General features: G+C 61.7%; 10 protein-coding genes. 2 read left to right on the forward strand and 8 right to left on the reverse strand.

What is annotated here, in order from left to right:
• Nucleotides 1-133 precede the first annotated feature (133 nt).
• A complete protein-coding gene (locus AC1D2G_RS02020) occupies nt 134-1,903 on the forward strand; it encodes an adenylate/guanylate cyclase domain-containing protein (RefSeq protein WP_477411693.1) in 1,770 nt (589 codons plus the stop codon).
• A gap of 14 nt (nt 1,904-1,917) precedes the next feature.
• Here AC1D2G_RS02020 and AC1D2G_RS02025 read toward each other — a convergent pair whose 3' ends face one another.
• The 3 genes from AC1D2G_RS02025 to AC1D2G_RS02035 form a co-directional block, all read right to left on the reverse strand.
• Nucleotides 1,918-3,303, reverse strand: a complete 1,386-nt coding sequence (locus AC1D2G_RS02025) for a hypothetical protein (protein ID WP_477411694.1) — start codon at nt 3,301-3,303, stop codon at nt 1,918-1,920.
• 119 nt (nt 3,304-3,422) lie between these two features.
• Complete coding sequence (locus AC1D2G_RS02030; protein ID WP_477411695.1) at nt 3,423-3,947, reverse strand: GNAT family N-acetyltransferase; 525 nt, start codon at nt 3,945-3,947, stop codon at nt 3,423-3,425.
• Between the two features lie 74 nt (nt 3,948-4,021).
• Nucleotides 4,022-4,846 carry a hypothetical protein gene (locus AC1D2G_RS02035; protein WP_477392528.1) on the reverse strand — a complete coding sequence of 275 codons (825 nt, stop codon included), beginning with the start codon at nt 4,844-4,846 and terminating at the stop codon, nt 4,022-4,024.
• Between the two features lie 204 nt (nt 4,847-5,050).
• Between AC1D2G_RS02035 and AC1D2G_RS02040 the strand changes: the two genes are divergently transcribed.
• Nucleotides 5,051-6,466 (forward strand): DUF5939 domain-containing protein, encoded by a 1,416-nt coding sequence (locus AC1D2G_RS02040; RefSeq protein ID WP_477411696.1) that lies wholly within the window; start codon nt 5,051-5,053, stop codon nt 6,464-6,466.
• A 251-nt stretch (nt 6,467-6,717) separates the two neighbouring features.
• On the opposite strand, the gene AC1D2G_RS02045 is transcribed toward AC1D2G_RS02040, so the two are convergent.
• The 5 genes from AC1D2G_RS02045 to AC1D2G_RS02065 all read right to left on the reverse strand — a co-directional run bounded on the left by AC1D2G_RS02045 (nt 6,718) and on the right by AC1D2G_RS02065 (nt 13,378).
• Nucleotides 6,718-7,197: a class I SAM-dependent methyltransferase gene (locus tag AC1D2G_RS02045; RefSeq protein ID WP_184872685.1), complete on the reverse strand. Its 480-nt coding sequence runs from the start codon at nt 7,195-7,197 to the stop codon at nt 6,718-6,720.
• 211 nt (nt 7,198-7,408) lie between these two features.
• On the reverse strand, nt 7,409-8,590 hold the full coding sequence (locus tag AC1D2G_RS02050; protein ID WP_477224757.1) for an ABC transporter permease: 1,182 nt from the start codon (nt 8,588-8,590) through the stop codon (nt 7,409-7,411).
• Nucleotides 8,587-9,585 carry an ABC transporter permease gene (locus tag AC1D2G_RS02055; RefSeq protein ID WP_457155012.1) on the reverse strand — a complete coding sequence of 333 codons (999 nt, stop codon included), beginning with the start codon at nt 9,583-9,585 and terminating at the stop codon, nt 8,587-8,589. The genes AC1D2G_RS02050 and AC1D2G_RS02055 overlap by 4 nt, the downstream gene beginning before the upstream one ends.
• A gap of 2 nt (nt 9,586-9,587) precedes the next feature.
• Complete coding sequence (locus AC1D2G_RS02060) at nt 9,588-11,486, reverse strand: ABC transporter substrate-binding protein (protein ID WP_477411697.1); 1,899 nt, start codon at nt 11,484-11,486, stop codon at nt 9,588-9,590.
• On the reverse strand, nt 11,483-13,378 hold the full coding sequence (locus AC1D2G_RS02065; RefSeq protein ID WP_477411698.1) for an ABC transporter ATP-binding protein: 1,896 nt from the start codon (nt 13,376-13,378) through the stop codon (nt 11,483-11,485). Before AC1D2G_RS02065 ends, AC1D2G_RS02060 begins: the two co-directional genes overlap by 4 nt.
• Nucleotides 13,379-13,526 lie beyond the last annotated feature (148 nt).

A 13,526-nucleotide genomic window follows, 5' to 3' on the forward strand; every position in this document is an offset into this window, starting at 1 on the left:
AAATCGGCATCGAGCGATCCGGGTGGATCCCGGGCGGAGCGCTGGCGATTCGGGCGGCTGCATAGCCGTCGTTTGCGAAAGTTCCCTCCTACCCTCCGTCTTCCTGCTATTGTGGGGACGAGGAGACGGACCGATGAGCGAGAATCGCAAGCTGGCCGCAATCCTGGCAGCGGATGTCGTCGGATACAGCCGGCTCGCGAGCGCGGACGAAGATCGTACCTTGGCGAGGTTGCGAGCCCTGCGCAGCGACCTGATCGACCCAATCATCGCCGTGCACAACGGGCGGGTGATCAAGCGCACCGGGGATGGGGCGCTGGTTGAGTTCCGTAGCGTGGTGGATGCCGTGCGCTGCGCCGTTGAGGTTCAGAATGGCATGGTCGAGCGCAATGCCGGCGTGCCGCAGGACCGCCGCATCGAGTTCAGGATCGGCATCCATCTGGGGGATGTGGTCGAGGAAAGCGACGGCGACCTGATGGGCGACGGCGTCAACATCGCCTCGCGTTTGGAGGGCGTCGCGGCACCCGGCGCCATCTGCCTGTCCGAGGATGCCTATCGCCAGGTCAAGGCGAGGCTCGACCTCTCGGTCAGCGATCTGGGCAGCACCCAGCTCAAGAACATCGCCGAGCCGATCAGGGTCTATTCGCTGCAAGTCGGCAGCGCCGGGACCAGGGCGGCCGCGACCTCGGAAACCGCGAGCCGACCGGCGACGGCAGCGCCGCCGAAGCTGTCGATCGCCGTCCTGCCGTTCGCCAACATGAGCGGTGACGCCGAACAGGACTATTTCGCCGACGGCATCTCCGAGGACATCATCACGGCGCTGTCCAAACTGTCGCAGCTCTTCGTCATCGCACGCAATTCGTCGTTCACCTTCAAGGGCCAGAACGTCCAGGTGCAGGAGGTGGGCACGAAGCTCGGCGTGCGGCATGTGCTTGAGGGCAGCGTACGCAAGTCGGGGAACAGGGTGCGCATCACCGCGCAGCTCATCGATGCAACCTCGGGCGGCCATCTTTGGGCGGAGCGGTTCGATCGCGAGCTGACCGACATATTCGCCGTGCAGGACGACGTGACACAGCAGATCGTCGGTGCGCTGGCGCTCAATCTGACTGAGGGTGACCGTCAGCGGCTGGCGCCTGAGCACCCGCGCAACGCGGAGGCGTATGACTGTTTCCTGCGGGGCCGGGAGCTGTGGCACCGGCTGACAAAGGAGACCAACGTCGCAGCCCGTGACGTCTTGCAACGTGCCATCGACCTGGACCCGAACTTTGCCGCTGCCCATGCTTTCCTCGCCCTCACGCACGGCCTCGATTACCTGAACAGGTGGAGTGCCTCGCCACCGGAATCGATGGCGCAAGCGGAAGAGGTCGCAACGCAAGCTGTAACGCTCGATGGCAGCGATCCCTGGGCGCACTGGGCGTTGGCTATAGCCAAGCTGTACACACGACGGCACGATGGGGCCATCGACGAGGCCGAGCACGCGATCGCCCTCAATCCGAACTTCGCCGAAGGGCACGTCATTCTCGGCGAGGCGCTGTACTATTCGGGCAGACCCGAGGAGGCGCTTGAGAGTTTCGCCCGGGGCAAGACCTTGAATCCGTACTTTCCCGATGTGCTTCTGCACTTCCAGGCTTTGGCCGCGTTTCATCTGGGAAGGTACGAAGAGGCCGTCGACCTCTTGCAGCAACGGCTGGCTCGCAACGCTGTCACCGACGTCTCGCGTGCGCTTCTGGCCGCCTGCTACGGCCATCTCAGCCGTTTCGCCGAGGCCCGCGCGGCATGGCAGGAGGTGCTTCGCCTCAATCCCGACTATTCGCTGGAATACCGTCGCAAGGTCTTGCCCTACAAGAATCCTGCCGATTTCGAACTCGTGGTGGATGGGCTCCGCAAGGCCGGGGTCGTGCAATGACATTTGCGGCGATGTCAGGTCGCCCTGATGCCTGCCTGGCCGATCTTGCGCCATCGGGCGTTTTCGCGAACCAGTTTCAGGTCGTCGGTCGTCTCGGCAAAGGTCCGCAATCGGTATTGCCGCAGCAGGTCCGGGAAAAGCGCCCCTTCCGGCAGGCCGGCGAGTTGCTCGCGGACCGAGATCTTTTCATCGATGACCCGCATGCCCCAGGCATTTTCCCGAACCTGCAGCTCCGCAGCCAGATCGCGCTCCTCCGGCGCGTTTTCGTCTAACGCTGCCAGCAGGATCGAGTGGAAAAGCGCTACATAGCCGATCTGCCTCAGGCCGCCCACGACCCGCACGCGCGGCAAGATGGCAAGGACGAGGAACATCAGCAACAGGTTCGGCAGCAGCACGCCGTCCAGCAGCGCCTGCCTGAGATACGGCCGTTCGAACGGGATGGAGAGACCATGCGGCCTGTCAGGCTCGATCAACTGCCCGTTCTCGAGCACGAGCTTGCGCACGCGTTCCTCGCGGATGCCCCAGAAATAGGCCGTGCTATTAGGCAGGAATCTGCCAAATGGGCCCGATGCCGCCTCTTGCAAGGCACGGTCGAGACGCTGGCGCCTTGCCGGCTCGACGAGCAGCCTGCAAAGAAGGTTGCCGTCGTGTTCCAGATGCCGCGCCATGGCGGCCGCGGCGAGCCGATCATCGATGAAGACCGGCCGGGCCATACCGGAACGATCCCAATCGGCGACCAGATCCTCGTTGAGGGCGGTCAGCGCATCGGCGGCGGTCCCAAATGCCTTGTCCTGGCTGGCAAGCAGCGTGCCCAGCCAACGGCTGGCATCCGTTTCATCGCCCACCGCCTCGAGCGCGCGCGTGTTGAGAGAGACGGGACCGGCCACGCAGGCGCTCTTGCGGCACAGTTTGTGGCGCCCCATGCCAAACAAATTGACCTTGTCGTCGCCGACATCGAGCCACCCCGGCCCCTCCCGGCCGTTTGTCTCCATGGTCATCGTTGTTCCCATGAAGCCGACGAAGGCCGACAGACCGTTTTCCACCGCGCCGAGCCAGGCAAGCAGGAGGGCATCGAAGGTGATCCGGTCCATCAGCAGCAGGCAGTGCAGGCCGGACTGGATCACTGGTCTGCGCTCGAACTCTTCGAGGGCCTTGCCGATCTCTTGAGGCTGCATGATCGCACCAAGGCGCTGATGCAGGACGTCGCGCAGGATCGAGCGGGCAGCGATCGCCGGACCCGACGCAGGCCTCGCCACCGGCCGCCACAGATGGCGGGCGTATTCGGAAACCGGTGCATTCCAGTTCTGCTCGATGTCACGCACGACTTCCGGGCAGAGCAGCGACAGCACAGCTAGAATTTCCGCCGGAGGCGTAGCAGTTGGGTCAGAGACGGCGGTCATTGATCCCGTCTAGCCGCTCGCGGTGCAAACGCCAAGGGAGACCCGACTTGCTGGACACGGCCGGCCCACACATAGATCGTCAACTCGACCAAAACGGATAAGTCTCCAAACAGCGGATCTCAAAACCGCAGTCGGGCCATGCTCAGCAGGTCGTGGTACTGCCCGTCGGTAAAACCCGCCTTCACATGCCGACCTTCGACCTCGAAGCCATGGCTTGTGTAGAGACGGACGGCCGGTTCGTTGTCGGCATAGACGGTCAATTCGACCCGCTTCAGGGCGCGCCAGTTGTCGGCCACGTCAAGCAGGGCGCCAAGGATGGCAGAGCCGATGCCCTCGCCGACAAAGCCATCGTCAAGGCCGATATTGATCTCGCCGATATGCGACCGGCGTGGCGACCCCTGCACGACCAGGCTGCCATGGCCGACGACCTTGCCGTCCAGCTCCGCGACGATCCAGGTGGTTTCCTGGCCGGCCTTGGCGATGCGCCGCTCCACCTGCTCCACCATCTCGAAGGGCATCCTGAGCGTGCCCCAGCGGAAGCCCGGCATGTTGAAGATAGCGCAAAGCGCCTCCGCGTCGCTTGGCCGGACGGCGCGGAGCTGCGGCTGGATTTTCTCGGAGGATGGCGAGGTCGTGCTGGTCATGGCGTTCCCGGCGAAGGCAATAGGCCCGGCACGATGCACCGGACGTCACCTGAAAATCCAGCTATCTCTGCAAGCTATGCTGCCGATTGCGCGCTGAAATAGCGGGAGGCGGCGGAGAGTTTGAAGACGCCGCTGATGCCGATCCAGCCGAAAAGGGCAAGCCAGCACAATGTTTTGGGCGCCGTCCAGTCGATCCGATGCACCGCAGCGTCGGTGATGACGAGACCAAGGATGGAAAGCAGGCCAACCAGAAACTGCGCCAGGCCAAGCACCAGCAGTTCCTCGCGCGGCGCGCTCTTCCAGACCAGATATGCGCCGCTAGCGCCAGCGAGGAAGATGGCGCTGTAGACTTGGGCGTGGAAAGGATCGACCGGCCATGGCCAAGTGCTGCTGACCATCACGGGAAACAGCAACATGCCGACGCCATAGAGCCCAAGGATCGCCGTTTCCGCCAACATGTAGCCGCGCCATGCGGGGTTTAGGGTCACGCCTCTTGCTGAAGGACGGGCCCTGGCCCGCCACAGGAACAGCCCGGATACCGCGGCCGAGGCAAGATAGACCAGGAACCAGAGCCAGGCCGCTTTGCGCTCGAAATTGAAATAGCCGAGATTGATCAACGAAACCGCCGACACGATGACGGTGAAGATGAAGGCCATGACGAGCACCAGCCTGCCGGGCGACCAGCGATTCCAGAACAAGAGCGCCGCCATCACCGCCATTTCGGCGGTGTAGAAGCCGCCGAGGAAGCGGGCACTGAATGGCGTGACGGGCCAGGGCCAGCGCGGCTTGACCAGTGCCGGTGCGAAAAACAGGCCGGCGCCTACGATCAGGACGATGATAACCCCTGCGGAGAAAAGGCGCAGAGCCGCGGGAAATGGCGGATTGTCGGATGTCGGCACGGGAGAAGCCCCAAAAATGAATGCCCAATGTACCATCATAGTGCCGCTTGCGGCCGGTGAAAATCTGGTGAATGGAAATTAGACTGTCACCAGTCTTGTCTATTCGAATGGCCGTACGGTCAGTTTCGCAGTAAAATGGCGACTCGGACCAAAGAGCGGTCCGGATCAACACGCCTCGGGGGCGCATTTTCCGGAGCCTGCACGATGAACGAAGCTCAGGATCTGTTCTCGCTTCTGCGGCAATCGACCGATGTCGATCCGCAGGCAATCGACGCGATCAAGCAAACTATCGCAGAGGGCCAGGACCGCGAACTTTGCCGCATCAATGCGCCAGCCTTCGCCGGCAAGCTTGGCCTCGACGAGGAACGCACCATAGGCGCCTTTCTCCACGCGGCACGGGTGGGCATCTTCGACATTTCCTGGAATGTTCTGTGCCCCGGCTGTGGCGGCGTGCTCGACACCAATGCCACGCTGAAAACCCTGCAGAAGGACGAATACACATGCGCGTTGTGCGCCGAGGGCTATCCGCCGACCCTCGACGAGATGGTCGAGGTGACATTCACCGTCAGTCCCCGCGTGCGTAGGATTGCTGCCCACAATCCACACGAACTGCCGTTGCTGGAATATTTCCGCCAAATCTACTGGGCGTCCGGCGTCGATCTGCCGGAAGAAGATTTCGCCAAAAAGATGGAAGCGTTCTTGCTGGAAGGTATCGAGCTTGCGCCCGGTGAAAAGGCGGTTCTGCCCATACGGCTTCCGCCCGAGTTCATTATCGTCTTCGAGCCAGTCACCCATTCAGCGCAGTTCATCGACGCGAAGGGCGAACCAACAAAGGAGCGCCGAAGCCTCTCCTTGGTCTTCGACCGCGACCATGTCCAGAGCCAGACGCTGGAGATGCAACCCGGCCCGATGCGCATTTCGCTGGAAAACAGGACCGACACCCGCGTGCTGCCGACGGTGTTCATTGCCGGACCGGCATTGCATGATTTGCTGAGCAAACGCCGGCCCTTCCTGACGGCCAAGCGCCTGCTCACCAACCAGACGTTCCGCAATCTCTATCGCGCGGACACGCTCGACATCGACCAGCGCCTGAAGATCACCAGCCTGACCTTCCTGTTCACCGACCTACGCGGATCGACCGCGCTCTACGAGCGGGTGGGCGACCTTTCAGCCTTCGATCTCGTGCGCGAGCATTTCCAGGTTCTGCACGAGATCGTCGCGGCGGAGGCAGGCGCGGTGGTGAAGACGATCGGTGATGCGGTGATGGCGACCTTCGCGACGCCCGATCGTGCGATTGCCGCGGCCCTCAGGATGCGCGATGCCATGCGTGCGCTCAACGACAAGAGCGGGCGCGAAGATCTGCTGCTCAAGATCGGGGTCCATGCGGGCCCCTGCATCGCCGTGTCCATGAACGAGCGCCAGGACTATTTCGGCCAGACGGTCAACATTGCTTCGCGGGTCCAGAACCTTGCCACCGCACAGGCGATCTTCGCCACTCGTGCGGTGGTCGACGACAATCTGACAGCCGATCTGTTGCACAGGAAAGCGCTGACGCCCGTGCCCCACGAGGTCTCGCTGCGCGGCATTGAGCGCGAGATAGCAGTCTATACGATCCCCTGAATACTTGCAGCAATTCCAGGAAAAGTGTGAAACGGTTTTCCCGGGAGAGGCGCGTGGCGCTTTCCCTGGAGAATTGCGTTAAAACAAAGAGATAGAGCGGGTTCGGCGTTTCCGTGAAACGGTGAACCGCTGCACTGCATGTCGCCCAAAAGTGGCCCCGGTTTTGGGGCAACGACATGCATACAAACAAAGACTTAAAGCGCGTCGTCTGAATCCGTTCAACGCGACGCGCTTTGGGTCGTCTCGGCCCCTCACACACGCCTATAGACAAATAGACGATCGGTGGGTACCGAAGGCGGCGGCGGAAGGCGTTGCAACTGCGGGTGATGGAGCGGTATGCCGCTGACCGCGAAGCCACCGACGCGAAGCAGGCGCGCGATCAGATCGGGAAGCCAGCTAAGGGTCACCACATCGCGATCTTCATGGCCGGTTCCGAGGTCGGCATTGACAAGAGCGGCATCGATGCCAATGAACCTGGGCGCCGTCTCGCTTATCTCGCCGAGCACGAGGTTTTCAGCGTCGGGAATTGAGCTGTCGTGTGCGGCAAGTGCGCGGTCGAACGCCACGATCCGGCGTCCGGGCAGGCGCTCGCGCAGGTGGTGGAACGTCCGGCCATTGCCGAGGCCGAGTTCGAGCACGGGGCCCTCGATCTTCGCCACCTCGACACAGACTTGATCGAGAATGTCGCGCTGTGCGGTCATCCTGCGGATGAAACTCTCGAGGCGACTCATATGAAATTGTACGTCCTGAACCAGCCCAAGAAATCGGCGACGCCCGCGACCAGGGCGGTTCGCGGCTGAAACCCGAGGGCACCTGCCAAACCCCGATCGAATTTCGCCGCGTATAGAGGCGAACGGTAGACATTGCAACAACCGGACAGGCCGCCTGCAAGGGTCATACCGGGGTGGCGCAGGCGGCACGAAGCGCGGTGGGATAGCGATCTCACTTGTAGGGGTCCGCGGCGTCCCGCAAGCCATCGCCGAGGAAGTTGAACGCCATGATGACGAGAACGACGGGGAGCATCGGCAAAAGCAGCCATGGATAGAACGCGATCACGTTGACGCTGCGCGCCTCGGTGAGCAGGATGCCCCAGCTGGTTATCGGCGCCCTCAGGCCAAGCCCAAGGAAGCTCAGTGCCGTCTCGCCCAGGATCATGCTGGGTATGGAGAGCGTCGCCGTTGCGATCAGATGCGACATGAAGCCGGGAATGAGGTGCCGCCCGATGATGCGGCTGCTGTTGGCCCCCATCAATTGCGCGGCTAGAACGTAATCCTCCTCGCGCAACGCCAGAAGTTTTGAACGCACTGCCCGCGCCAGTCCGGTCCAGTCGAGCAGCCCGAGGATGACGGTGATGCCGAAATAGATCACCGCCGGACTCCAGGTGATCGGCATGATCGCCGCCAGAGCCAGCCATAGCGGAATGCTGGGGATCGATTGCAGAACTTCGATGATGCGTTGAACGATCAGGTCGAAGATACCGCCGTGATAGCCGGCCAGTCCGCCGATGACGATGCCGAGCAGGAAGCTGAAACTGATGCCGACGAGGCCGATCGTCAGCGAAATGCGTGCGCCATAAATGATGCGCGAGAGCACATCGCGCCCCAGCCTGTCGGTGCCGGCCAGGAAGAGCTGGCCGTTTTCGGCAGGGCAGACCAAATGCCTGTCACCTTCGATCAGGCCCCAGAATAGGTAACTGTCGCCCCTGCAGAAGAAACGGAGCCGCTGAACATCGTCGTGGTTCTCAATGTAGTTCCGCTTGAGCGTGTCCATATCCAGCGTCATCTCGCGGCCATAGACGAACGGCCCGACGAACTCGCCGTTGTGGAACAGGCGCACCCGCTGCGGCGGCGCATAGATGAAGTCCATGTTGCGCGTGTGCAGATTGTAGGGCGCCAGGAACTCGCAGATCAGTATCCCGGAATAAAGCACTGCCAGGAATATGCCGGATACAAGGGCAAGCCGGTGTTTTCGGAATTTCCACCACATCAACCGCAACTGCGACGCCTGGAAGACCTTCGACTGCTCCGGCGTCATCGCCTCGACCGACTGCAGGTCAAGGGGCGCGGTGGAAACGTAGTGTTGCAGTGGAGCACCCGGAGCGGGCAGCGGCGAATGCGTGTTCATTTGGTGCTACCGCCCTGCAAACGAATTCGTGGATCAAGCAGCGCCAGCGCCAGGTCGGAAATCAGGACGCCGATGACCGTCAGGAAGGCCAGGAACATCAGGAACGACCCTGCCAGATACATGTCCTGGCTTTGCAGCGCCTTGATCAGCATCGGCCCGGTCGTTTCCAAAGACAGCACGATCGCCGTTATTTCGGCGCCGGAGATGATGGCCGGCAGGATAGAGCCGATGTCGGAAATGAAGAAATTGAGCGCCATGCGCAGCGGATATTTGACCAGCGCCTTGAAGGGATGAAGGCCTTTGGCGCGCGCGGTGACGACATATTGCTTGTGTAGCTCATCGAGCAGATTGGCGCGCAGCCGCCGGATCATGCTTGCCGTGCCCCCGGTGCCGATGATCAGGACCGGGATCCAGAGATGGGCGAGGATCGACTTCGCCTTGGCCCAGCTCATCGGCTCGCCGAGATACTGCTGGTCCATGAGATGGCCGATGGATGTGCCGAACCAGATGTTGGCGAAATACATCAGGATCAGCGCCAGCATGAAATTCGGAATGGCAAGGCCGAGAAGGCCGAAGAAAGTCAGGCCGTAGTCGCCCCAGCTGTATTGATGCGTGGCGGAGTACATGCCGATCGGAAAGGCGATGAGCCAGGTGAAGATGATCGTGACGAAGGAAACCAGCACGGTCAGCCACATTCGGTCCCCGACGACATCGCGAACCGGCAGCTCATATTCGAAGGAATAGCCGAAATCGCCCTGCAGCATCCCGCCGACCCAGTAGAAGTAGCGAACGACCACCGGTTTGTCGAAACCATATTCCTTGCGCATCATCTCGATGCGGTCGGAATCTACCGCTTCGCCCTGAGCCCGAAGCTCGGCAACATAGCTGTCGAAATAGTCGCCTGGGGGAAGTTCGATGATCGTGAACACCAGCGCCGATATGATCAGCAGCGTTGGAACCATCACAGCGATACGCCAGACAAGATATCGAAACACGCTCAGGACTCTCCAAGCCAGAATGTATCCGGCATATAGACACCGAAATAGGAAGTCGGGTCGTAGCCGTAGAGCGCCTTGTCAGGCAGATTGCGCAGCCGCGAGGATGCCAGAACCGGCTGATGCGTTCCGTTCACCGTGCCGATCGAAAACACCTGATCGGTATAGATCGACAGCATTGAAGTCCAGATTTCGGCGCGCTCCGTGCTTTCGGTCGATGCGTTCCAGCGCGCGAGTAAAGCCATCAACTCGACCACAGGCGGAAGATCGGGCGCCTCACCCATCTTGCCATGAGACAAGTAGTGAGCACCCCAGAGCGGCCATTGCAGCTGGTCATCCATGGTGGGGGCCAACTGGTACGGGTTCATATCGGGGGTCGGCACGCCATTGTCGATGCCCGACCACATCGACATCATGATCTGGCCGCCAACCGCGCGGCTACGGAAGATGTCGCGCTGCGAAGTCCGGATGAACAGGGCGATGCCGATCTTGCGCCAGTGATCGGTGATGAGTTCGAGCGCGTCGGTTTCCAGCGTGCTTTCGCCGGCCGTTTCCACGATGATTTGCGCCGGGCGTCCATCGGGAAGTATCCGCACCCCGTCATCGCCACGCTGCTGAAGCCCGGCCTCGTCGAGCAGGGCATTGGCCTGGTCGGGATCATGGGCGACCCAGGCTTTCGCGAATTCCGGCCGGAAGAGCGGGCTCTCCGGCAGCACCGTATCGGCACTTTCCTGCGCCAACCCGTAGAACACGGCCAAATTGATCTCGCGCCTGTCCACAGCCAGCGAAAGTGCGCGGCGCACGCGCACGTCACGGAAAAGGCCACGCCACACCAGGTCGGCACAATTCAGATTGGGCAGCAGCGCCAGCCGCGAACCCTGTGTGCGTTTCCACAGATGCATCTTCACCGGGTAGCGCTTCTCCGCATCCTTCAGGAAGGAGTAATCGGTGAAGTCAATTCCCAGGCTTTGCAGGTCGCTCTCGCCCGCACCGGTCTTGGCGGAAATGATCGTCGACGAGCTGACATTCATGACAATCCGGTCGACATAGGGCAGTTGCCGGCCATTCTCGTCTATTCGATGAAAGAACGGGTTGCGCTCGAAGACGAACTGCTCAGCCGGCGGCTTGGTCCGGTTCTGCCAGGGATCGAGCGTCGGCAGGTCCGGGTTCTCCGGGCGATACTGCCGCGACATGCGGATATGCAGGAGCGTCCATTTCCGGGCCCGGTTCTCCTTCATGAGGCCGGCGAGCCGGAACGGATCCTGGTATTTCTTGTGGAACTGCTTGAGGTAGGCGGCCGGCAGGACAAGCGATAGCGGCGCAGCAGCGGCGAGCTTGGGCAGGAAGTCGGGATTGGGCGCATCCCAACTATAGCGGACCGTCAACGGATCGACGATCTCGAAGCGTGGCGGCTTGCCGTCCGCCAGCAGGGCCGGGGCGAGCCCGCCTTGCGAAAGCTCATCGTTGAGCCAGACATCTTCCCAGCAATAACGAAAATCCTCCGGCGTCAGCAGGCTACCGTCAGACCATTTGTGCCCTTCCCGTATCTTGAAAGTGAAGACGCGATCATCCGCCACGTCGAAACTCTCGAGAATGTCGGCTTGCATGTTGAGCTTTTCGTCATAGCCGACCAGGCGGGCATACCCGTAGATCGTCATCATCCGGATATCTTTCTGGCTGCCGATGATCGTACGCAGCGTGCCGCCATACTGGCCTGGCTGTCGGCCCATCGCAGCGAGATTCACCGCGCGTGGGCTCTTGGGCAGGCGTTCGGCGAGTGCCGGCAGCGCCCTGGCCTTCAGCTCCGGCTGAAGAAATTCCGGCTCCAGATCGCCGGCGCGCGACGTGCCCGGCAGAAATGCCGAAGCCATGAGGCCAAGGATGGTGCGCCGGCTGATCAATGGCGTAGCTCGCTGACATCGGCCGAACGTCTGGCCAGCACCAAGTGGCCGCCGCCAAGATCGAGCGGCGACAGCACATCCTCTTCGCCCTCGTCGCGGAACTGCGGTCCCCATGCGCTGGTGTCGGAAGCACCGCTGAGCTTCAGCGTCTTGAAATCCATCGGCCTGTCGAGATCGGGGAAAGGCACTGCGGCGACCAGTGAGCGCGTGTAGGGGTGGACTGGTTTCCGAAGCAGAATTTCGCGCGGCGCAAGCTCGACGATACGCCCGCCGCACATCACCGCGATGCGGTCCGCCATGTAGTCCACCACTGCCAGATTGTGGGATATGAACAGGTAGGTCAGGCCCAGCTCCTTCTGCAGGTCCTTCAGAAGGTTCAGGATCTGTGCCTGGACAGAGACATCGAGCGCCGAAACCGGCTCGTCGCAGATAAGGAGTTCAGGCCCCAGCGCCAACGCCCGCGCGATGCCGATACGCTGGCGCTGCCCGCCGGAGAAACTGTGCGGATAACGCTTGATGAAGCGCGGATCGAGCCCGATTGCCTGCATCAGGCTCTTGACCATGGCGAGCCGCGACGCGGCATTGCCACGTTGATGGATTTCGAGCGGCTCGCTCAAGATGTTCTCCACCGTCATGCGCGGTGAAAGCGACGAAACCGGATCCTGGAAGACCATTTGGATTTTCGCGCGCAGCATGCGCAGGGCGTTTCCCTCGGCTTCCAGGACCTCGATCGGTCCATCGCGGCCGTTGAAGATCACCGAGCCGCCGCTGGGGGTGACAGCCCGCATGAGGATCTTGCTGACGGTGGTTTTGCCGGAGCCGCTTTCGCCGACCAGACCCAGGCACTCACCCCGCCTGATATCGAAGCTCACGCCGTCCACGGCGCGAACGGAGGTTTGATGACCCCCGCTGAACCATCCGGACTTGCGGGTGGTGAAAGTCTTCGTGAGATCCCTGACCGACAGCAGGATGTCGTCCGGCCCCTTCGACGTCGGCGCCGTCTGCTTGCCAAGCAGGTTCTCGACATTCACCGGCACCTCGCGGAGCGCCTTTAGCCTTTCGCCAGGCTTCAGGTCGAAATGCGGAACGGCTGCCATCAGGCCCTTCAGGTAAGGGTGACCTGGCCGGCGGAATATCGCCTCGACAGGTCCCGCTTCCATGATCTCGCCATGGTAGATGACCACCACCTCGTCGGCGACATTGGCGACCACGCCGAGGTCGTGCGTGATCAGCAGCATCGCCATGTTCAGCTTGGTCTGAAGCTCGCGCAGCAACTGCAGGATTTGCGCTTGGATGGTGACGTCCAACGCCGTCGTCGGCTCGTCGGCGATCAGCAAGGCCGGCCGGCAGATAAGCGCCATGGCGATCATGGCGCGCTGACGCAATCCTCCCGAAAGTTCAAACGGATACATGTCATAGGCGCGCTTGGGATTGGGAAACCCGACAAGGCCGAGCATTTCCTCGGTCCGCGCCTTGCGCTCCGCCCGAGCCATGGGCGTATGAATCTGCAGGGATTCGCTGACCTGGTTGCCGATCGTGTGCAGCGGCGACAGCGACGTCATCGGCTCCTGGAAGATCTTGCCGATGCGGCTGCCTCTCAATGCCCGGATTTCAGGTCCGTCACGCGGCATCTGCAGGATATCCTGCGTCGTGCCGGGCTTTTCAGGATCCGAAAACAGGATACGTCCGCGAACATGGGCAGTCTTCGGCAAGATGCCCATCACGGCCTGGCTGAGAACCGATTTTCCCGAACCGGACTCGCCCACAAGCGCTGTAACCTTGCCTGGTAGGACGCGGAGATTCGCACGCCTGACGGCATGCAACGGTCCCCCGACAATGGCAAAAGAGATGCCAACATCTTCGATCCGCAGCAGGTCAAAACCCGAATTCATACCCGAATTCATTCTCACACCAGCCCCACTCTGGCGGCCTGCCTGGCGACAGGCCCAGAAAAGCGAGACTAGCGCATTGCCAGCCTAGAGCAACTTGGATTCTAAATAGTCGCCAGTTCCCTGACGGAACCGGCGACCGGACTGCAGA

The sequence above is a fragment of the Mesorhizobium sp. P2_C7 genome, from assembly GCF_056404515.1.

Bases quoted from the DNA above. Each gene is read 5' to 3' on its own strand.
- AC1D2G_RS02050 (WP_477224757.1), bottom strand. From the start codon at position 8,590: ATGAACACGCATTCGCCGCTGCCCGCTCCGGGTGCTCCACTGCAACAC.
- AC1D2G_RS02045 (WP_184872685.1), bottom strand. From the start codon at position 7,197: ATGAGTCGCCTCGAGAGTTTCATCCGCAGGATGACCGCACAGCGCGAC.
- AC1D2G_RS02025 (WP_477411694.1), bottom strand. From the start codon at position 3,303: ATGACCGCCGTCTCTGACCCAACTGCTACGCCTCCGGCGGAAATTCTA.
- AC1D2G_RS02020 (WP_477411693.1), top strand. From the start codon at position 134: ATGAGCGAGAATCGCAAGCTGGCCGCAATCCTGGCAGCGGATGTCGTC.
- AC1D2G_RS02040 (WP_477411696.1), top strand. From the start codon at position 5,051: ATGAACGAAGCTCAGGATCTGTTCTCGCTTCTGCGGCAATCGACCGAT.
- AC1D2G_RS02030 (WP_477411695.1), bottom strand. From the start codon at position 3,947: ATGACCAGCACGACCTCGCCATCCTCCGAGAAAATCCAGCCGCAGCTC.
- AC1D2G_RS02065 (WP_477411698.1), bottom strand. From the start codon at position 13,378: ATGAATTCGGGTTTTGACCTGCTGCGGATCGAAGATGTTGGCATCTCT.